The 21835-nt window shown below is 43.6% G+C and carries 19 protein-coding genes and 1 pseudogene; 17 read left to right on the forward strand and 3 right to left on the reverse strand.

What is annotated here, in order from left to right; all coding sequences use genetic code 11:
• The first annotated feature begins 12 nt into the window (after positions 1 to 12).
• The 9 genes from IEV39_RS05220 to IEV39_RS05260 all read left to right on the forward strand — a co-directional run bounded on the left by IEV39_RS05220 (position 13) and on the right by IEV39_RS05260 (position 12185).
• Positions 13 to 2421, forward strand: coding sequence for a TonB-dependent hemoglobin/transferrin/lactoferrin family receptor (locus IEV39_RS05220; protein ID WP_005285886.1), 2409 nt, complete (start codon positions 13 to 15; stop codon positions 2419 to 2421).
• A 296-nt stretch (positions 2422 to 2717) separates the two neighbouring features.
• The gene (locus IEV39_RS05225; protein ID WP_005285884.1) at positions 2718 to 3236 is read left to right on the forward strand and encodes a sigma-70 family RNA polymerase sigma factor; all 519 of its coding nucleotides are present in this window, start codon (positions 2718 to 2720) and stop codon (positions 3234 to 3236) included.
• Positions 3237 to 4247: a FecR family protein gene (locus IEV39_RS05230; protein ID WP_005285882.1), complete on the forward strand. Its 1011-nt coding sequence runs from the start codon at positions 3237 to 3239 to the stop codon at positions 4245 to 4247.
• 195 nt (positions 4248 to 4442) lie between these two features.
• A complete protein-coding gene (gene hphR / locus IEV39_RS05235) occupies positions 4443 to 7604 on the forward strand; it encodes a hemophilin receptor HphR (protein WP_276530027.1) in 3162 nt (1053 codons plus the stop codon).
• Between the two features lie 185 nt (positions 7605 to 7789).
• Positions 7790 to 8581 carry a Slam-dependent surface lipoprotein gene (locus IEV39_RS05240; protein WP_005285878.1) on the forward strand — a complete coding sequence of 264 codons (792 nt, stop codon included), beginning with the start codon at positions 7790 to 7792 and terminating at the stop codon, positions 8579 to 8581.
• Between the two features lie 82 nt (positions 8582 to 8663).
• A complete protein-coding gene (gene hsmA, locus IEV39_RS05245; protein WP_005285876.1) occupies positions 8664 to 10154 on the forward strand; it encodes a hemophilin secretion modulator in 1491 nt (496 codons plus the stop codon).
• Positions 10155 to 10163: 9 nt separating this feature from the next.
• Positions 10164 to 11078 (forward strand): energy transducer TonB, encoded by a 915-nt coding sequence (locus IEV39_RS05250; protein ID WP_005285875.1) that lies wholly within the window; start codon positions 10164 to 10166, stop codon positions 11076 to 11078.
• Between the two features lie 32 nt (positions 11079 to 11110).
• A complete protein-coding gene (locus IEV39_RS05255) occupies positions 11111 to 11710 on the forward strand; it encodes a biliverdin-producing heme oxygenase (protein ID WP_171067892.1) in 600 nt (199 codons plus the stop codon).
• 25 nt (positions 11711 to 11735) lie between these two features.
• On the forward strand, positions 11736 to 12185 hold the full coding sequence (locus IEV39_RS05260) for a YbaN family protein (RefSeq protein WP_005285868.1): 450 nt from the start codon (positions 11736 to 11738) through the stop codon (positions 12183 to 12185).
• A gap of 85 nt (positions 12186 to 12270) precedes the next feature.
• On the opposite strand, the pseudogene IEV39_RS05265 reads toward IEV39_RS05260, so the two are convergent.
• Positions 12271 to 12706: pseudogene (locus IEV39_RS05265) on the reverse strand (hypothetical protein).
• A 163-nt stretch (positions 12707 to 12869) separates the two neighbouring features.
• Between IEV39_RS05265 and mhpT the strand changes: the two are divergent.
• Together mhpT and IEV39_RS05275 are read left to right on the forward strand one after the other, a co-directional pair.
• A complete protein-coding gene (gene mhpT / locus IEV39_RS05270; RefSeq protein WP_005285866.1) occupies positions 12870 to 14126 on the forward strand; it encodes a 3-(3-hydroxy-phenyl)propionate transporter MhpT in 1257 nt (418 codons plus the stop codon).
• A gap of 174 nt (positions 14127 to 14300) precedes the next feature.
• Entirely contained in the window at positions 14301 to 14975 is a 675-nt protein-coding gene (locus tag IEV39_RS05275; protein WP_005285864.1) for a YjjG family noncanonical pyrimidine nucleotidase, read from the forward strand.
• Positions 14976 to 15004: 29 nt separating this feature from the next.
• Here the strand turns inward: IEV39_RS05275 and IEV39_RS05280 are convergent, their stop codons facing one another.
• Positions 15005 to 15574 carry a helix-turn-helix domain-containing protein gene (locus IEV39_RS05280; RefSeq protein ID WP_005285862.1) on the reverse strand — a complete coding sequence of 190 codons (570 nt, stop codon included), beginning with the start codon at positions 15572 to 15574 and terminating at the stop codon, positions 15005 to 15007.
• Positions 15575 to 15668: 94 nt separating this feature from the next.
• Here IEV39_RS05280 and IEV39_RS05285 point away from each other — a divergent pair, with 94 nt between their 5' ends.
• Positions 15669 to 16844: a benzoate/H(+) symporter BenE family transporter gene (locus IEV39_RS05285; RefSeq protein ID WP_032883160.1), complete on the forward strand. Its 1176-nt coding sequence runs from the start codon at positions 15669 to 15671 to the stop codon at positions 16842 to 16844.
• 398 nt (positions 16845 to 17242) lie between these two features.
• Positions 17243 to 18175, forward strand: a complete 933-nt coding sequence (locus IEV39_RS05290; RefSeq protein WP_005285857.1) for an LpxL/LpxP family acyltransferase — start codon at positions 17243 to 17245, stop codon at positions 18173 to 18175.
• A gap of 113 nt (positions 18176 to 18288) precedes the next feature.
• Here IEV39_RS05290 and IEV39_RS05295 read toward each other — a convergent pair whose 3' ends face one another.
• Complete coding sequence (locus IEV39_RS05295) at positions 18289 to 18522, reverse strand: DUF2171 domain-containing protein (protein WP_005230470.1); 234 nt, start codon at positions 18520 to 18522, stop codon at positions 18289 to 18291.
• A 262-nt stretch (positions 18523 to 18784) separates the two neighbouring features.
• On the opposite strand from IEV39_RS05295, the gene IEV39_RS05300 reads away from it, so the two are divergent.
• Genes IEV39_RS05300 through IEV39_RS05315 form a run of 4 tightly spaced genes read left to right on the forward strand, consistent with a single transcriptional unit; the run spans position 18785 to position 21795 of the window.
• Positions 18785 to 19798: an acyl-CoA dehydrogenase family protein gene (locus tag IEV39_RS05300; protein WP_005285854.1), complete on the forward strand. Its 1014-nt coding sequence runs from the start codon at positions 18785 to 18787 to the stop codon at positions 19796 to 19798.
• Entirely contained in the window at positions 19786 to 20562 is a 777-nt protein-coding gene (locus IEV39_RS05305; protein ID WP_005285853.1) for a PIG-L deacetylase family protein, read from the forward strand. The genes IEV39_RS05300 and IEV39_RS05305 overlap by 13 nt, the downstream gene beginning before the upstream one ends.
• Positions 20555 to 21154, forward strand: a complete 600-nt coding sequence (locus IEV39_RS05310; protein ID WP_005285851.1) for a class I SAM-dependent methyltransferase — start codon at positions 20555 to 20557, stop codon at positions 21152 to 21154. Before IEV39_RS05305 ends, IEV39_RS05310 begins: the two co-directional genes overlap by 8 nt.
• A complete protein-coding gene (locus tag IEV39_RS05315) occupies positions 21151 to 21795 on the forward strand; it encodes a glycosyltransferase family 2 protein (RefSeq protein WP_005285849.1) in 645 nt (214 codons plus the stop codon). Before IEV39_RS05310 ends, IEV39_RS05315 begins: the two co-directional genes overlap by 4 nt.
• Positions 21796 to 21835: the final 40 nt, after the last annotated feature.

Here is a 21835-nt window from a genome sequence, read left to right on the forward strand (position 1 = left end):
TTTTTTAATTGAATGACACACTCCCTTAATTTCACCAAGAAACACAGTGCAATTCTTGGTGAATCACCTCTGAATCAGCCACTTACACAGGGTATGATCTGTAAACCGTTGTTGTTGGCAACTGCGATAGCGTTATCCATGAATTTAAATGCGGGCCAAAGCGTTGCAGTGCAGCCGTTAGGCCATGTCGAAAGCACAACGTCATTATCAAATAAATCACTTCAGAGTTCGGCCCAAAGTAATGCCCAGAACCAGATTTATCAGATGACACCGATCGTGGTACAGGCCGAAAAAGACGATACCATCCAGTTTGGTCAGAGCGTATTGAACCAGAAAGCCATTGACCGTTATCAAGCCAATAATGTCGCACAATTGCTGGATCATATGCCCAGTGTAGGATCTGCGGGTTCTCCAAGACCAGGTGGGCAGACCATTAATATTTTAGGGATGGGCGGTGTCGAGGATGTACCGATTACCCTGGATGACTCGGTTAAAAGTTTTGATAAATATCGGCAGGGCTCAGTGTTTATTGAACCCGAAATTTTAAAGAAAATTACGGTCGATAAAGGGCCGCATAATGTTGAAGTCGGTAATGGTGGTTTTGGCGGTAAAGTAACACTGGAAACCAAAGATGCAACGGATTTACTTGAAGATGATCAGCAGGTCGGTGCATTTTTAAAGTATTCACGTTTTTCCAATAACCAGCAAAATACTTATACCGGTGCGGTTTATGCTCAAAGCAACAATGGCCTGGTCGATGGCATGTTTTATTACACCAATCGTGATAGTGGCAATGTGACCCGCCCAGACGGCACAAAATTTTTATACTCCGCCCAAGAACAAAACACCTATCTGGCCAAGCTGAATTTCCATCCAGCCGACAGTCAGAAAATCACTTTCAATGCCATGCAAAGTGGGCATGATGGCTGGGAACCTTTTGCTGCCATGCGTGATCAGGATGCAGTACCAACCGAAGCCGATATTAAGAAATATGGCTATGAAGAGGCATGGAAACGCCGTCTGGTTTATCGTGACCAGAAAGATAGCAGCTATTCCATCGGATATGAGTTCAATCCGGCATCCAATCCTTATGTAAACTTTAAAGCCACGGCTTCGTATTCCAAGACAGATCAACATGACCAGCGCTTACCAAGTGTGAATGGATCAGCTGCAACCTTGGGCAATGAAAGCTGGGTCACTTATACCAACACGGCCCTTAAGCTCAGTAACCTCAGTGATTTTGATACTGACTATGGCACACATAAATTAAAAGTCGGTGCACAATATCAGAAAATGGAACAGAACTCCCTGATTTACGATAAAACCAACTCGAAAAAGCCAGATTATAATTTTGGTTATTATGAGCCAAATTATATGCCGGCAGGGGATCAGCAGATGCTGAGTGCCTTTGTAGAGGACCAATATCAGATCAATGATTTCACCATTACGCCTTCTATTCGCTACGATCACATTACCAACACGGGTAAACCAAACCGTGCGTCACGCTATAACGACCCTAAAGCGGGACATGATTATTCAAGCAAAACCTACACTGGCTGGTCGCCGCGTTTAGCACTGGCTTGGAAGCAGGCCGATTATCTAACCTGGTTTGCCAATATCAGTAAAACCTGGCGTGCGCCCCGTGTCGATGAACAATATTATGTGCAATCCGCGATCACATCTGTACCTTCAACCAGTCGTTATTTATTGCCTGAAAAAATGTTCGCGCTTCGCTTAGGCAATGAAATGAACTTCGATGATGTATTCGCCGAAGATGACCATTTACAACTTCGCCTGACCTATCATCGTAATCGTGGATCGGATGAAATCTTCCGTAACCGTTCCACCTTCTGCAAAGCACAAGCTGAAAACAATGCCAACGGCGGCAATGGCAGCATCAATGACTGCAATGGAAAATATCCTCATGGTTTTTATCGTAATGTGAATGATTATACGATCAAAGCCTATGAAGCCGAGATTTTCTATAACCAGCCCATGTGGTTTACCGGATTAACCTATTCTTATATTCGTGGACAAAGGGATAACTCCCCAGTCAACCCATGGTTTGACCAGAAAACCTGGATGACCGATATTCCACCGAGAAAAGCCACAGCAACTTTGGGCGTGAATGTACCTGAACATCACCTGACAATGGGCTGGCGCGGGATTTTTGTGGCGGCACAAGACCGTAGTCTTTCGGACAATGACAAATCTATCGCTGCCTCTTCATTTTCGCTGCCGAAAACCAAGGGTTATTCATTGCATGGTGTCTATGTGGACTGGCAACCTGTAGGGCAGAAAGGGCCTACCTTAAATATGTCGATTGATAACCTGTTTAATCGAGACTACAAGATGTATCTGGGTGAATATATGACTGGCACAGGCCGGGATTATAAATTCAGTATTTCCCAGAAATTTTAACCGTCTCTGTAGACTACACTCATTAAAGCTGAATGCATCACTCAACCGTACAGCGCTTCAACCAGCATGTGGCGCTGTATAAATCAGATGAAGTGGTTGCTGGCTTAAAACTATTAATTAACCAATAGACAAGATTTTTACTTTTTTAAAATTCACTAGTAATTTTAGTTTTCGTTAATATTTCCATCAACATATCAATTAGTTAACATAAAAATCAGAGAAAGCATCAATCCATCTTGACTTTTGTTAATGATAATTATTATCATTTAAGTATACATTGTTTGAGTCGGATCATTGTGAACAGAACCCCGCTGCTTATAGATGAATTATATAAAAACCATCGTGGCTGGCTTCACCAATGGTTGAGGCAAAAACTGGGCAATACCGAACAAGCGGCTGATCTGGTTCAGGATACATTTATTAAACTTCTACAGACCCGTGATGAACTTTTAGGGATCAAAGAACCGCGTGCCTATCTGACCTCTATTGCCAAGAACTTACTGATTGATCAGGTTCGCCGCAAGCGCATCGAGCAAGCATATCTGGATGGTTTAAGCCAGATGGAATACATGCTGGACGCCGTTGCTTCACCAGAAGACCAGATGCAGATTATTCAGGCGCTTGAACAACTGTGCAAGGCACTGGAAGGAGTGTCTGCCAAAGCCCAGCAGGCGTTTATTCTGCACTATCTGGAAGGCTACACCCATAAAGAAACCGCACAGCAACTGGGTGTATCAAGCAAAATGATCCAAAAGTATCTGGCAAGCTGTCTGGTCCAGTGCTATCAGACACGACTGCTTATGGATGCGGTATAAATGGCGATAGATCAACCTGATCAGCGTCAACTGGTAGAAGAAGCGGCACTATGGATTGTGCAACTCAGCTCAGATGACGAATCGACACGCCATCATGCTCAATTGAAGTTTAACCAATGGAAACAGCGCAGTCAGCATCATCAGAAAATAGCCGCAGATATTGAGCAATGCATCTATTCGATTCAGATCGTATCTCAAGCCACGCCTGATAAAAAGCTGGTGAAATCTGCGCTTAAGGCGGGGTTGGGCTCTAGCAAAACCTATAAATACCTGCGTGCAGGAAGTGCTTTTTCGCTTGCCTTATTTGCATTCAGTTGCGGAATATTATTTTTAACGAATTATTCTGTGGCTTATTTGACGGCAGATATTCAAGGGAATACGGCCCAATGGACGGATCAAACCCTGACAGATGGTTCTCGTCTGATTTTACGTGGAAAGAGCGCCGTCAACGTCAATTTTCAGGGCAAGCAACGTGTGATCGAATTAGTACAAGGGCAGATCTATATCGATGTAGCCAAAGATGCGCACCGGCCATTGATTGTCAAAACGCCGCATGGCCAGATTCAGGCGCTAGGTACGGCGTTCAGCGTGGACTACTCAACTGAAGCGACGCAGTTAAAAATGTTACATTCCCGGGTACGGGTACATGCGGCCAATGCATATTCCCAACCCTCTGTCATTATCAACGCAGGGCAGGCTGTAAGTCTGAATCAGCACGGCATACAAGCACTGTCCACAGTCAATATTTATAATGAACAACAAAAGTGGCAGAAACATCAGCTGATGGTAGAAAATTTGCCGCTTGATCAGGTGTTAAAACAACTGGATCAAAACTATAAGGGCAAAATCCTATTTAACTCAGCGGCATTACATAAGATTCAAGTCAATGCCGTTTTGCCTTTGGACCAGACCCAGGATTCACTCAAATTATTGGCAAGCGTTTTTCCAGAGATAGAGATGTATCAAATTACGCCTTATCTGGTTGTCGTTACCACAAAAAATACCCGATGACCGGAATATGGCGGGCATTTATCTATTCATTTTCAAAAAAATTAAATTTTTTTTAAATTCAGGTTCCACTTTTTTCAAAGCTGTTCGTCATAGTAAGTAGAAGCAATTCATTTGGATCATTTTATTCAAACAGGTTAAATGATTCTTATTTCGATTTACCGGGGCGGTACAATGAACAACACTGGAAAAGGGAAAATGCAAAATCGGAACTTCTTTCGATTTTCAACACTCGCATTTGCAATACATACGGTGTGTATAGGTAGTTTGACTTTGCCTTTACAACACGCCTATGCGGAAACTGCGGATATAAAGACCTACGATATTCCGGCAGGATCCCTGGCTAATGTATTGAACCAGTTTGCAGAACAATCCGGTACTTCAATTGCCATTGATGCGCAACAGTTAAAAGGACAAAGCAGTTCGGGTTTAAAAGGTAGCTTTGCACTGGAACAAGGCTTTCAACACATTTTAGCCTCTTCAACATTTCATGCCCTGAAAGTCGGCCAAGGCTATACGCTGGCGCCTAACACGACTCAAAATACCCATCGTATCGCTGCGCCCACAACGACATTAATCAATAATACAACTTCTCAGCAGATTCAGAATGATGAAGTAGCCGTTCGCTTGACTCCGCTTGTAGTCTTTGGTCAGGAAAATCGTGATACTCAGGGCAGTAACAGGGTGTATGATGCCAACCGCTCTTCAGTCTATGCAGGCAAAGACTATATTGAGCGCTTCAAAGGCACCAATCCTGCTGATGTATTACAAGGGATGGTCGGTGTTTATAGTGGCGATGCCCGAAATAGCGGCGCACTGGACCCGAGTGTACGTGGTGTGCAAGGCGTGGGTCGGGTACCTTTGACCATTGATGGAACGGAACAGTCAATTGCGGTATGGCGTGGCTATAATGGCGTAAATAACCGAAATTATATCGATCCCAACCTGATCGCGGGCATTGAAGTAATTAAAGGCCCGTCCTTAGAACGTAATACCACGACCTCAGTCGGTGGCGGTGTGGTGGTCAAAACCCTGGAAGCGGATGATATCGTTCGCCCCGGTAAAACATTTGGTGCCGAGCTCAAAGTTGAAGGCTCAAACAACTCAATCGACCCACTGCTTCCAGACATGAGTAAAGTCGGCAAAAATTATGATGATACGACGCCGTGGAACGATGTAAACGGGAAAAAGTACGATCCGGATATCTATAAAAAGAACCGCAGCAGAAATGATAATTCTAACTTCTCTGGCGATGATCTCGCGGGCCGACTGGCACTGGCAATGAAGCAGGACAAATTTGATTTATTGGCAGTTTATGCAGTACGCGAACGTGGCAACTATTTTTCAGGTACACATGGGGCAGGCTATTATAAACGGGCAGAACCGAGTAATAGCCTTGATTTTATTCCTTATTTTGCACATTCATATAAACCGGGCGATGAAGTACCCAACACCTCAAGCCAAATGGAATCGTGGTTATTCAAAGCCAACTATCGCCCAACTGATGATCAGGCACTGAAACTGACCTATCGAGACACCAAAAATAGATTTGGTGAAATTATGCCGTCACGGATTGAATGGGGGCTAACACCTGATATTGGGGTACCGCAGTGGCCACTCAGCAACATTCGTTCTAAAGCCTATAGTCTGGAATATAAATTTAAACCCGAAAATATTCAGTGGGTCGATTTCTATGCCAATATCTGGCAGACCGATACCGAAAGTCAGACCTATACACGCGGTGGCTGGCCAACCACGATTGATTTTCGAGACAACCGCATTATCAATACCGCGATTAGTCATTCTGATAACCGGCGTCAGGGCATCACGATCAGCAACAAAGCCAGATTGTCCCAACAACTTGATTTAACACTGGGTGGAAGTTTCTTAAAAGAAAAACTCAGTTCTGATGATATTTATGGTGAATATGGCCCAAGCTATTCCTTATATCAAGCCTTACCGCGTGCAGGCCGCCGTGAAGAAAAAACCTTTGATTTTAATTTTAACTATCGTCCCGCTTCATGGTTAAGTTTTGATGCAGGGATGCGTTATCGCTCCTACTGGGCTTTTGATGATTTCTTGAATAAATCCCTGAGAGAGGGAGTTGATCCTGCCTTAAATCCGTTATTTACCAAGAAAAGCAAGCTCAAGGAATACAGTTTTGAATATCAGACCATGCCTGAAAGTTATAGCGCTCAGCAGCAACGCATGCTGGACCGGTTCACTCAACGTTATGCCAGCAGAAATCCAGACTGGGATGGCAAACTGGAAACGGTTCCTGCATCAGAAAGTACATTATATAACCTGATCTGGTCACAGAAAAATACGCTTACCTGGAAAGCAGATGACAACGGTCAGCTAAATTTGGCCGATAATGTATTAGAACGACTGAATGCCTTAGGTCAAAAATATGTGATTACCGGCAGTGGCAACCTAAGCCCGGCAGTGATTGAACAGGTTCCGATTGAAACGGCGCAAAAAGTAAAAGACAGTGGCTGGGCACCTCAGCTTGGCGCCTCCTTGCATTTAACTGACAATAACCGGCTCTATGTCCGTTATGCAGAAGAGTACCGTTTACCCAGCCTGTTTGAAAGCACGGTTGGCTTTTCCGCCCTGATGCCCTATCAGGCCATTAAACCCGAACATGCGTTTAATTATGAAGTGGGATATGTCTACGACATGCGTGACTGGTTGAGTTCAGCACGAAATGCCGACCTTAAACTGGCCTATTACTACAACAAAACCAAAAACGTGATTGAGCGAAATCAAAATCTAATTTTTACCAATATGGATGAGCAAAAACTTTCTGGTTTAGAGCTGCAAAGCCGTTTTGATAATGGGGCTTTCTTTACCGATTTAAGTTTGGCTTATAACCTGAAGAATCAAGTCTGTGACACCAATAGTGCCATCGACAAGATGATTAATAGCGGCACTGTACAAACTGAGCAAGGGATTCAGTTCCGTGATGCTTACCAACGTTGTGTCGATGATGGTTTTCCCAATGGCTATCTCGTCACCATGTCGACACCAGAACTCAGTGCACATGCCTTGTTCGGTGCACGTTTTCTAGATGAAAGATTGGAACTGGGTGCTCGTGCAACCTTCTACAAAGGTTATGAAAGCCCACTACGTAAAAATAACGATGCGGGGATCAATAAAGGCTATTACCTCAACGTACCGCTAGCTTGGGATGACACCTGGATTTTTGATGCCTATGCACGCTATCAAGTCGACACCTATAACACGGTTGAATTTGTTGGCAATAACCTTTCAAACCAATTCTATATCGATCCTCTCACTCGGAGTGCAATGGCTGCACCAGGCCGTACGCTGAAAGTCAGCTGGACAACTAAGTTTTAACACAGAATTTAATTTCCTCTTTTCAAAGCGGAAATTAGATAGACGTAAATAATAAGATTGAATGATTATTATTTACAAAATCAAGAGCAGTTAAAAATCCAACTGCTCATACAACTAAACAGATAACGATATCGTTATCTACATTGAAACAATAACTTAGCTTTAGAAAAATGGAGTAACAATAAATGAAAATCTCTCAACTGTTCATCGGTCTTGTTGCATGTTCTGCTGTATTTGCTCATGCAGGTATTGAAGGTGCTTCAAGTAATGAAGCAAATATCAAAGTCGGTGCGGCAGCAAATGCCAGTCATCCAGGTGGTGCGGCTGCAGTTTCGGTGCAGGCGGCAGGTGCGCCATATAACGCTTTTACAGGCTTTAGTTCACTCAAAGGTCTAGCGCAAGCATTTGCTGCGCAAGGTACAAGTAATAGCAATGTTACTGTCGGTACCAAGACATTTAATATCTCCCATATTCCAGTATCAGCAATGCCACCTTCACACAGTGCCTTAGGTAATTTTAATTTTGGTCAAGTCGGCACACAGGAAGTTTATTTCGGTGAATGGTGGAAAGCAGGTGATACGCCTGCCAGCGCAAGCCATACCGTTTATTACGCGGGTGACAATACCAATACCACAGTACCAACTGCAGGTACTGCGACATATACGGTTGCAGGGATTAATGGCTCAGCAACTAATCTGTTAACTGGTAATTTCACTGCGAACTTTGGTACGGGTACTTTGGAAGGTTCATTAACTGGAACAGGTACAACCGTTTCAAACTTGACACTTGATGGTGTGACATTTAATCCCGGTTCGGCTGCATTTAGCGGATTTGCGATCGCAAATGGTACCGCTGGGTTAAATGATTCTGGTGCTGTTCAAGGTCATTTCTTTGGTGCAAATGCTGCTGCATTAGCAGGTATCGCGAAATTTGACAATGTTTCTTATAACACTGCCTTTGGTGGTGCGAAGAACTAATTATAGCGAAAGGAATCTACAACTGTAGGTTCCTTTTTCTTGCTTAAGACTTAATGATTTTATTTTTTGTTTTGCGGTTTTTATGAAAAGAACATTGTTGTGCTATCTGACTCTATTGGCTGCTTCATCACTCTATGCAGATGATGATACTCAACTTCGCCTGAATCAAAATTTGGATCAGAATTTATTGCAACAGCAGCATCAACTACAACAACAAGGCACAATTCGTGATACCGGGAAACTCCCCAGTATCCGTATCAATGGTCAAGTTTATGCAGTAGAAAAAAATCAGGATGATTTGGCCAAAGCCCTGTATCTGGCTGTCATGCAAAAACAGTGGGGCAATGCTGCGGTTTATTTAAAGCATTATCAGCAATATCAAGGCTATGATCAGGCTTTAATGGATTTTGCCGAAGGTGCGTTAGCACGTGCTCAGGGACAGCTCAAATTAGCCGAGCAAAAATTTCAAAGCAGTCTCAATAAACAACCGAATAATCTTATTTGTGAACTAGAGTTAGCGCGCGTGCTGTTTGAACAGCAGAAGAATAAAGAAGCAGCACGCCTTTTTACATCAATTCAGAGCAGGTTAGGACAAAGCGATCGTGCGGTGATACCGCCAGAAGTAGAGCAAACGGTTAATCTGTTCGTCAAAGCGCTCGATCAGCGCGATTCATGGCAAGGCAGTGTCGCGATTGGTCCGTCCTATGCCACAAATCTGAATAGTTCTTCGGAACAAAGTAAAACATGGACGTTGTATGGCATTGATGATAAGGGCAATGTGACTCCCATTCGAGAAATTACCCGTGGCAGCCCCCAAGCAACATCAGCAACCGGTCTAGACTATGAAGCCAGTTTAATGAAACGCTTTTCTCTCTACGGCAATCATGGGATTTCTTTACGCGGGTTAGCCTATGGTCAATCCTATGCTGATCATGCGCTCTATAACGAATCCACCCTGAATATCAATGCAGGCTATAGTTTTTTTGATTTAAAAAATCAAATCACCATTGCACCGCTATTTGAACATAAACGTTATGCCAATGATGGTTTATACAATGCATGGGGGGCACGTACTGAATGGATGCGATTTCTAGCACCAGACAAAGCCTTCAAGCTTGAAGCTGAAATCAAAGATCTGGGCTATCAAAAATATAAAAACCTAGATGGTAAAGAAAGCTCGGCAATGTTTACATTCTGGAAAATTCTACCGCAGCAATGGACACTTTTTAGCGGACTGGATGTACTGGATCATGACACCCAGGAAAAATATATGGCGGCTTATCAGCAACAAGGCATCCGTCTAGGACTGAGCAAATCCTGGAAAGCAGGTTTAAATACCACGCTATTAACCTCATACCGCTGGCGGCAGTTTGACCGCTATGTCGAGACCTTTGCTGCACGTCGCCATGATTTTGAACAGAACTATACCCTGGTTGTACAAATGCCACGGTTTAAGTTTTATGGTATGACGCCGAATTTGACCTATCGCTACAACCATAATGACAGTAATGTCGACTGGCTCTATTCCTACGATAAACACAATATCAGCTTAAAGCTGGAACATCGTTTTTAGGAGAGCGTGATGAAACCAAAATCCCAGTCGCTCTCTTATGCATGGACTTCAACATTCGCCTCCAGAGCGGCCTTGATTCATTCATACCCTAAATCAGTCATTAGCTTGCTAGTCATTGCGCTGCATCTTCTAGCCATATGGTTTCTCAGCCATTTTATTGAACCTTATAGCTTGGCAACTTCACCCAAAGTGAATGCGCTCAAGGTGCACTTCGTCTCCTTGTCACCGGCAGAACAAGAGTCTCCTCATACATCGGCTCAAATTGCGCGTGCTCAACCACCAGCAGCGCAACATGTAAAACCACAATCTACCCGTCCTCACATAGATAAACAGGACAGCAACAAGCAGAAGATTCTGGTCAGTCATAATACTTCGCATAGCGTGTCCAACAAACAATTGAATAAACAACAACATGCTGACGCATCCCAACCAACACAACCGCTTGCTGTTCAAACTGTAGAAAATAAAACGGCGAAATCACATTTACAGCCTGAACCATCTTCTGCTGCCGTTAATTCACATCAGCAAATACCTCAAGCAGATGCGGGAGAAAAGCACGACTTCTCTGCTGGCGTAAAAGCGCCTGCACCACAACAGCAGCTTAGCCGGGCACCTGACAGCCAGGTTGAACGTGATGCACCTATGCAACTCAGTCATGTCGAGGTTCTCAGTTTTGGCAAGTTTGCCTACGACGACCGGGAACTGAGACAACAAACCCGCATGGTGGAGTTACGTTTACACATCAATGAAAACGGGCAGCCAATCGATATTCAGTTAAAACAAAGTTCAGGTATCACCAGTTTAGATCAGCGCGTTCTAAACGCAGCCCGTCAGTCCAGATTCAAACCCTACACAGTCAATGGCCGAGCAGTGGCTATTGTCGTCGATTTTCCAGTGCAACTTAAACTCAGTCGGGATCGTTAACCGATGAGCAATATTCTTTCTTCAGGAGAATGATTATGAACGCAGTCACAGAACCAATGGTCGCCAACAGCCTTTCGCAACGTTTAAAGCAAGAAACGGCAGCAGAGCATGAACGGATGCATCGCCTGATGGCGAAGGCCGATGTATTTGCCAACAAGGAAAAATATGCGCAATTCACCTTGTCACAATACTATTTCCAGCAGGAAATTGAACATCTTTTTGAACAGGAAGGTGTGGCTGAACTTATTCCAGACCTCGGTATTCGTGGTCGTTCTTTACAGGCTTTTGAAGATTTGCAGGACTTGGGTATTCAACCGGCAGGACAAGCGCTACAAAGTGCAGCAGTCAAATTACCTGAAGCCCTAGGCTGGATTTATGTCTCGGAAGGGTCAACCTTGGGCGCCGCTTTCTTATTTAAAGAAGCGCAAAAACGCTTAGGCTTCTCTGAAACCTTTGCTGCCCGTAATTTGGCTGCTTATCCGGAAGGACGTGCCAAGGTTTGGAAACGTTTTGTCCAGGCACTCGACGATGCGGATTTTGACCCAGCATTACAGGATCGCGTGGTGCAAGGTGCTTTGGATGCATTTGGCTATTTTGGAAAGGCCTTAAACCAGCTGGACGAATTAAAATAAGCAGATGACTTAAGGATGAGCAGGTATGGCGAATATTGATCGCATGAATCATGATGTGAATAGCAAGGTTGTGCCCCAACCCTCACAGCCGGCAAGCAAATTAGCACGCTCAGTCTGGTGGCGATTACTCTTTATCTGTCTGGCCTGGTTATGTATTGCACTCGGCATACTTGGAATTTTTATTCCAGGTCTGCCGACGGTTGATTTTATATTATTGGCGGTTTTCTTTGCAGCCAGAGGCTCAGAAAAACTGCATCAATGGTTCCTTAATCACCGCTTTATCGGGCCTATGCTCAAAGAATGGCAGCACAACCGCCGCATTCCCAAAAAAGCCAAATACATGTCAACCGTGAGTATGAGCATTGCTGCAGTCATGATGCTCTGGACCATTCCACATCCGTGGCTGGTCTATCCTTTAATTGCCTGTATGGCTGCGGTGTTGATCTGGATGTGGAGCAGGGATCATGGTCGCTAATCGGGTATTATCCAAATGTTCTATCTGGCCTGAGGAAATAACATCTGGCTCAGAGGATGCCGCATTTAACTGCTTCGACACAATTTTATCGCTCCAACTCGTTTACCGAGTGATTCGGTTTCAGATTAATTAATATCAACCAGTAGCACACTGCGGGGATCAAGGCGATAAAGAACGCAAAGATATCATCATAAAGTACGCCCCATTGTTTTGGCAGTTGGCCGGTATGGCTCCATTCCAGAACAATAAACAAAGGGGCTGCAATCAATAATGCACTTAGACAAATCGTAAAAAAATTCAGGCACCGATAGTGGTTTAAGCCGAGTGACAATAACAAGGAGAAAGGAACGGTTAAAATGCAATAGGCGAGATAAACCAGAAAATGTCCAACTAAAAATCATAAATAGTGAATAAGGTTTAAATTCACTATTCAGCAAGATAAACAGTAAGGCCATAAACACTAATAAAGGAATCGGCGCCAATAAAAGCGCATACACTATGGTCTTTGTCTTATATTTCAATCAAACACCCTCGACCGCCTCAAGGTTACGTATTGCATAATTCTAATACATATTGCGTAACGCTATTTGCTCTGCTAGTCTTTTTTCGCTTTCTCTCAAAATATGTCAACTCAGGATAATATACAAGAGATTAAAAAATCGAATAATCATAAGGAATATGGACATGTTCAAGGATACGCACGCCACGTTGCATTCCTCAAAAAAAGCAGCAGTGATCACCTTACTACTTTGTTTTCTGTTTGCCATTATCGAAGGTTTTGATTTGCAGTCGATGGGCGTTGCCGCACCCAGAATGAAAGCAGAAATGTTACTGAGCAGTACCGAGATGGGCTGGGTGTTTAGTGCAGCGGTGCTCGGTACTTTACCTGGCGCCATGCTTGCAGGAAGACTGGCCGATTCAATTGGGCGAAAGAAAGTATTCATTAGCTGTATTCTGATTTTTGGCCTGATGTCATTACTGACACCTTTTACTCAGCAATTGAACAGTTTGCTTCTGGTGAGATTTCTGACCGGATTAGGCATGGGTGGGGCATTACCGCTTGTAATTACCATGGTGTCTGAAGCTGTGAGTGAAAAATATAAAGCGACTGCCGTCAGTGCCATGTATTGTGGCATGCCGATTGGTGGCGTTCTCACTTCTGTGGTGGCTTTATCTCTGACTGCAGATCATGAATGGCGGCATATCTTTTATTTCGGTGGCATCGCACCTTTATTACTTGTCCCTGTTCTGATTTTCTTTTTACCTGAATCGAAAGCCTATCTGAATAAAACAGCAAACAGCCCGGCAACACGCCCAAGTTTGGTGACGGTCTTATTTGCAAAACCCCGTATACTGATTACGTGCAGTTTATGGTTGAGTTTCTTCGGCACACTTTTGGTATTAGCGCTATTCCAGAACTGGTTACCGACTTTAATTTCAGGCTTAGGTCTGAATAAAGAACAGGCCAGTTATATCCAGATTGGCTTTAATCTGGGCGGTTCGATTGGCATCCTGATTTTGGGCTTTATGCTGGACCGGTTAAATAAATTCCTGATTGTTGCAGGTGTTTATACCGGTATTCTGATTTCACTGATCGGACTGGCTTATTCCAATAGTGCGTTTAGTTTTACCTTATTCGCTAGTGGATGCGGTATGTTTGTGATTGGTTGCCAGTCGATTTTATATACTTTGGCAGCCAAGTATTATCCAACAGAAATGCGGGGAAGCGGCGTCGGTGCTGCTGTTGCGATTGGCCGGATCGGTGCCTTTTCCGGTCCATTAGTGGCAGGCTATTTATTGGGAACCGGGCAAAGTGAAATTGTGGTGATTGCCTCAAGTATTCCGATGATTTTATTGGCTGCCATCTCAGCACTGATCTTACTTCGTAAACCGACACATTCAACCGAAGACAAAGACGCACTTAAGGTCGTGACCCCGTGATTTGATTTTTAGACTTTGTTATCTCCGCAATATCAGGGAATAGCCATGCTATTTCCTTTTTTATTTTAGCCCGTTTAATTGCAGTACCTCCATAATGTGGCATTACATTGTATTTTGGCGTATCGGTATAATAAAATAATGCCGATTTTAGGATGAACCGATAGGAAAAGTAGGATGTATAAGGCGATTTTCTTTGATATTGATGATACCTTGCTGAATTTTAGCGTGGCCAATCGCTCGGCATTTGTAAAATCCTTCGGAGAATTTAATTTACATCATGATGATCTGACCTATAGCACCTATAAACACATTAACCATCTTTTATGGGAAAGACAGAAGTTAGGCGAAATTACAGTACAGGACGTAATTAATAACCGCTTTAAACAACTATTTACTGCTTTGAAAGTGGAGATTAATCATGATCATTTTCGCGATACTTTTCAGGGCAATCTGGCCAAAGAACATACCCTTGAAGAGGGTGCAGCAGAAGCAATTCAATATTTAAGCCAAAAATATAAACTCTTCGCCGCCTCAAATAGCATTCTGCTTCAGCAAAAGGCACGTTTACACTTGGCCGGTCTATTGCCACATTTCTCTGATCTGTATGTATCTGATGATGTCGGTTATGAAAAACCTGATCAGCGTTTTTTCCAGACCTGTTTAGCCAGAAGTAAGATTGCCAAAGAAGAAATTCTTTTTATTGGCGACAGTCTTGAAGCAGACATCAAAGGTGCCTCTTCATGTGAAATTCCAACCTGCTGGTACAATCCCAAACAAATCAAGAATGAACAGGATCTGAATATCACGTATACCATTCAACATCTGTCCGACCTGACTCAGATTCTATAAAACAGAAACCTGCCTTTGCTGTTCAAGGTTTATGGGGCAGGATGTGGATAGTGAATAATATTGTGCATGATCACACTCTGCTCACCCGTATTGGCATAGGTATGTGGAATATCGGCGTGAAAGCGGATCGATTCTCCAGCTGCCACCGTGTGATTAATCCCTTCAAGCTGTAGCTGCAATACCCCAGCAAACACAATGATATGTTCAATCACGCCTGCTTCATGCGGGCTGGATTCACTGCTTGCGCCGGGCAGTAATTCAATCTTTAGCACATCCATGCGAAGTTGCTCATCAAAAGCAATCAGGGGACTGACCCGCATGCCTGAATGCCCCTGTTCAAAAACAGGCAAGTCTCTGAAATGATGGATTTCCGGTGCGGTTTGAGCTCGTCCACCTTCAAGAAAAGTCGAAAATGCAATATTGAATCCGGTCGCGATTTTCCAGAGCGTTGCTACCGTCGGACTCGACTTGCCCAGCTCGATTTGACCGAGCATTGCTTTACTGACACCGGTCAATTCAGCAGTTTGGCTTAAACTCAAACCGCGCTCGGTTCTCAAGCTTTTTAAAGCTTCAGCAACATTGGGTGGAATATCCTGCATAAATAGACGTCTTCTTGAATAAAAATGATTGTCCGTTATAACAGACGATGATACTTTAGTCACTCTACCTTCATTCTTCAGTAAAGTATTTCCTATGCGTAACTTAGCATTTTTTAGGTCTTCCTCACCAGCCATGATTATGACCGGGCTTGTGGCAGTGCTGGTCGGCTATGCCAGTTCTTTGGCCATTATTTTACAGGCGCTGGAAAGGGCGGGACTGGATGCTTCGCAAACAGGAAGCTGGCTGATGATGCTGGGTATCGGCATGGGAATCACCAGTATCGGATTGTCACTTTATTATCGTACTCCGATTTTAACGGCGTGGTCGACACCCGGGATTGCCTTGCTTGCCACCAGCCTGACTGGAGTCAGTATTAATGAAGTGGTGGGTGTGTTTATCTTTGCTTCAGGTCTGATGCTGTTATGTGGCGCGACAGGTATTTTTGCCAAGCTGATGAATTACATTCCACGCTCGATTGCTTCTGCCATGCTGGCAGGCATCCTGTTACGTTTTGGTTTAAGTACATTCGAAGCCTTACAGGTCAATTTTACCTTGTGTCTTGCCATGCTGGCGGCGTTTGTATTGACCCGACGCTGGTTCCCACTCTATGCCATTATTGCAACGCTGATTACAGGGATTGTTGTGGCCGGGATCAGCGGAGACCTGCATTTTACCCAGACCGGTAATGTGTTCACGCTGCCCACCTTCGTCCAGCCGCAGTTCACCATGACCACGCTGATTGGTGTGGGGATTCCATTTTTTATCGTTTCGCTGGCATCGCAAAATGCACCGGGTATTGCGATCTTGCAGGCCAGTGGTTATACACCTAAAACCTCTATGTTGATGGTCTGTACCTCTCTAACCGCGATTATTTTAGCGCCGTGGGGTGGTTTTAGTATCTGTATTGCAGCCATTACCGCAGCGCTTTGTATGGCGCCTGATGTTCATCCTAATCCAGCAAAACGTTATATTGCATCGACTTGGGCCGGTATTTTTTACTTAATCGCCGGGATTTTTGGCGGCGCCATTTTTATATTGTTTAATGGCTTACCAAGCGTATTAATCCATATCCTGGCTGGACTGGCATTATTGACGACCTTGATGAACAGTCTGCATCAATCATTAGTAGACGAACAGGGCCGCGATGCAGCGATGATCTGTTTTCTTCTCACCGCATCAGGCATCACCTTACTAGGAATTGGTTCAGCTTTTTGGGGCCTGGTCGGCGGGATTCTGGCCTATCAGATTCTGGTGAAACCTGCCCGCTAATATCGGATATTGTTTCAAGATAAGTTATATAAAAAGCGATTATTAATTGATTATAATCGCTTTTTTACTATGCAATCTCAGTTTGAATAGGTGATGATAGAGTTATAGAATTTTTTTAAATTTTATAAAAAATACCGCTAGGAAAAATGAACTCGATTATCATAATTTAAAATATAAAGAGCTTAAATAAGACTTTCTTCACACAATAATTTAATTATGTATACCATCTTGCTTAATTTATTTTATTTCATACAATCGATATTTTATTGATATTTTTATATCATTTTGCGGTACATATATAAATTAAAACAACTGAATTGTTGTATTTGTAGCAGCAGTCCGACATAAAAGTTTTTTATATGCTAGGCTGTTTAGTTTTTCTTAAGAAATGCGTTCAAATGGATTTAAAGCAGAAGTATGAAACAGGCCGGTTTTATTGGTCATTTTTATTACCGCGATACTGGGCGATATGGATTTGCCTGACTATTCTAATGTTATTTGCAATATTACCTTGGGCGGTACAATGGCGACTCGCTGACGCTTTATCAAAACTGGCCTGGAAAGTTTTAAAATCCAGACGAAAAACCACCTTAAGAAATTTCGAGCTCTGCTTTCCTGAAAAAAGCCAGCAACAAAGAGAAGCTGAAGCGAAGCAGGTGTTTTTGAATATGATGATCGGCTTGTTTGAGGCCCTGAATGCCTGGTACAGCCCGAAGTGGTATCGAAACCGCATTCATATTCATGGCTTGGAGCACATTTCACAAGCACGAGAGACCGGTATTCTGTTATTGGGTTCGCACACCACTTTGCTGGATGCAGGAGGTTATGTCAGCAGTTGCTTCTTCGATCTTGATGTAGTGTATCGTCCACAAAACAATCCTTTGTTAGATATGCTGATTAGCCGCTCACGTGCCACCATTTATAAAAATCAAATCTCCAAAAATGATATGAAAGGTTTGATTAGCAATCTGAAACAGGGGCGGGCAATCTGGTATAGCCCAGATCAGGATTTCGGTCTAAAACAAGGCGTAATGGCACCGTTCTTTAATGTTCAGGCCGCGACTGTAACGGCGCATCGCCGTCTGATGAATATTTCCAAAGTCCCCGCGATTCCTTTATTTTTCTATCGCAAAGGTGATATTCGTAATCCTCAATATCACATTTTACTTGAACCTCGCTTAGAAAATTTTCCTAGTCGGGATGAAGTTGCCGATGCCACCAAAGTGAATCTGATTATTGAAAACCAGATCAGCATGTATCCAACCCAGTATATGTGGTTTCACCGAAGATTTAAAACCAGAGCATTAGGCGAGGCTACGCTATATTCATAATCGGGTCGTCTCTAATTTATTATTGATATCAACAATAAAAAAACCGACCGCCAATCCATTATGGCGGTCGGTTTTTTATAAGCACACTCAAATACTTTAGATCATCAAGTGGCTTATATCGCTTGCCACTGCTGCTTAACTTCTTCAGAGTTTTTAATCAGAATGACTTTGTCATCTTTGACTTCACCAATCCAGGCTGTCGGGATCAGGTGATGCTGATCATTTTCATCACGCGTCAATTTAAGTTGGCTGTCACCCTCGAGATGGTCAACTGTTCCCACTTTGGTGCCACAAGACGCGATTACATCAGAATGTTTTTTAATATCTTGAATATTTAAAGTACTCATTTCTAAACCTCTTCTATAAGTATCACAACACGGTAGTCACTAAGCTACTGCATATTTTCGGGTAATTGTTGGGTTTTAAATAAACCTTACAGGATGGTTTTATAGTTTCACCTAAATCTACCTTTTAGTTAACAATGAAACAAAACGAAATAAATAGTTCAATACTAATGAAGAATTATCTTTTTATTACAATTCATCTATTTAAATAAACGTAACTTTTCATTTACTTTTAAATAAACTGTCATGAATTAATATTTTAACAATGAATAGTAAAATATCGATAAAAAGATCAACCTTTGACATATTAAATTGCTTTGCGCAGTACTCAGCTGAAGAGCAACAACAGCAACGTCCACGAGTACTCAAGCAATTGATTCAAACACTAGGGCGCTTGCCAGAACCCGCTTCAGGACAGACTTATCAACGCTGGCAAATCTTTGCCCAGATTGCGGGATGTGATTTAAGTTTAGCCAAGCTGTTTGAATCACATTGTGATGCCTTAAGCATTCTGCATGAACTGGGTTATACCCAAGAAAATGATAAAGAAATGTGGGCTATTTGGGCTGCAGAGGGTGGGCCGGCACCGTTACAGGTCGAAAATGAGCGCTGTCATGGCATTAAACCGTGGTGCTCTGGTGCCGAGTTTATTCAAAAAGCATTAATCAGCTTTAAAGATCAACAGGGACAATCCCAACTTTGCGTTGCTGACTTGGATCATGTCTCTCTCAAGATTGAGCTAGACCAATGGCACGCCGTAGGCATGCAAGGCACACAGACAGCCAGAGTCACCTTTCAGGACACCCCAGTCAACATGATCGCCAGCCCCAATGCCTATCTTGACCGGCCAGGTTTCTGGCACGGGGCTGCCGGTGTCGCAGCTTGTTGGTATGGGGCAGCAGTCCGCTTAATGGCCGAACTGCAACACAGCTGCCTGACTACGCCCAATCCCTTTAAAAAAATGTATTTGGGTCAACTGGCAGCTCAACTGGGCGTGACCCGACAATATTTTCAACACGTGGCACAACTGATCGACAGTCAGCCCAAGCTTAGTCATGAACGCGAAGTACGTATTCTGCGTGCGCAAACCGAACAGTGTTGTCTGGCCGTTATAGAAGGCGTTGGCAAGGCACTGGGGGCGCGGCCATTTTGTGAACAGGCAAGCTTTGCCCGATTAATGGCAGATTTACCGGTATTTATTCGGCAAAGTCATGCGGCATTTGATAATGAGCAGATTGCTGAACGATGTTTAGAGGAGCAAGTGTCGTGGGAACTCTAAATCATCCTCTGGTTGAGGATCGCATCATTGAGGGGTTAGGAACTTCAAAAGCACAATGGCTACACAGCTTTGAACAACAACCGTTATCGCCGCTCAATCTTGAAAAATTTCAATCCAAAAGAATCGTGATTGTTGCACCGCATCCTGATGACGAAATTCTGGGTTGTGGGGGCTTAATGCAACAGCTGATCACACTGAATTGCCGTCTGCTGATCCTCGCAGTGAGCAATGGCACACAAAGTCATCCACACTCTACCAAATACACTCCAGAACAGCTGGATCAGATTCGTCCGCAAGAAAGTTTAGCGGCTTTAGACTGTTTGGGTGTTGCTGACCATGCTCAACGCATTGCACTCAATTTACCCGATGGACAGGTTCATTTGCACCAGCAGCAACTATGGCAACAACTGGACAAGCTGGTTCAAGCGGAAGATATCCTGATTTGTAGCTATGCACAGGATGGGCATCCCGATCACGAAGCCGTTGGTAAAACCGTACAAACCTTTGCTTCAGCTCATGATCAGTGCTGTTTACACGTGCTGATCTGGGCCTGGCACTGGGCTCGGCCTCTGGATCCCCGTATCGATTGGCAAAAGGCTCGTGCTTACCGTTTAACCGAACCGCAATTAATCAAAAAAGGTCAGGCCATTATGCAATTTAAAAGCCAGATTGAGGCGGATGAAAGTACCGGTCAGGCGGCCGTTCTATCTCCAGCGATCATCGACCGGTTGTTGATGCCGTGGGAGGTTTATCTTTGTGAATGATTTCAGTCAATATTTTGAAGTGTTATATCACCAGAGTAATGATCCGTGGGGTTACGATCAACACTGGTATGAAGCACGTAAAAGGCAGATCTGTCTGGCTGTTCTGACCCAGCAACATTATCCCAGTGTACTGGAAATCGGCTGCTCCAACGGCCATTTAAGTATCCATCTGGCAAAACGTTGCCATCAGCTGTTATGTGTAGATGTTTCTGCGCATGCGGTTCAACTGGCTGCCCAACGTTTACAGAACCTGGACCATGTCAGTGTTCAACAGCACAAAATACCCGAAAATTTTCCTGAACAGAAGTTTGACCTGATTGTGATCAGTGAAGTGGCCTATTATTTATCATCTGTAGAGTTACAACAGTTAATCGGTCAGCTCAAACATAGCCTGACGCCACAAGGGGAAATCCTGTGTTGCCACTGGCGGCATGAGATTCGGGATTTCGAACTGGATGCCTTGCAAGTTCACCATCATTTAAAACAGTCTTTACCGTTCGCTCATTATTTAAGTCTGAATGATCCAGATTTCATGATTGATATCTGGACAGTGAATCCTTCTTCTCTAGCCAAACAACAGGGATTAATATGAAAATCGGTATTGTAATTCCAGCGCATAATGAAGAAATGTTTTTATCTGCCTGTTTGCAATCCATTCAACAGGCAACTCAGCATATACCGCAAGATCAGGTCGACATCCTGGTGGTTTTAGACAGTTGTACGGATCAGTCCCGCTCGATTGTACAGGCACATCAGGTGAACTGGATTGAATGTGATTATGCGTGTGTAGGCAAGGCTAGGGACTTAGGAATCCGTCATCTGATTCAGCAGGGTGCGAACTGGATTGCCTGTACAGATGCCGATACGATTGTTGATCCAGACTGGTTATTGTGCCAGATGCAACATCAACCTACAGATGCAATTTGTGGAATCGTGGTGCTGGATGATCTCGATCCCTTATCCGTATCACAACAGCAAAAATATCTGGCTCATTATCAGGACAGCATGGATCATCAACATATTCATGGAGCAAATTTAAGCTTTAGTGTAGATGCTTATCTTCAGGCTGGCGGATTTGAGCCGATTCCTTGCCATGAGGATGTATCCTTAATTGAAAAATTCATGACCCAATGTTGCAAGATCACCTGGAGTAATCTGGTCCGGGTCACCACCAGCAGCCGCTTGCATGGCCGTGCACCACAAGGCTTATCGCACTTTTTAAAACAACTCTAATGGGTATTTAAGATAAAATTGATCAAACGGTAAAAAATAA

Source organism: Acinetobacter courvalinii, assembly GCF_014635545.1.
Lineage (GTDB): Bacteria > Pseudomonadota > Gammaproteobacteria > Pseudomonadales > Moraxellaceae > Acinetobacter > Acinetobacter courvalinii.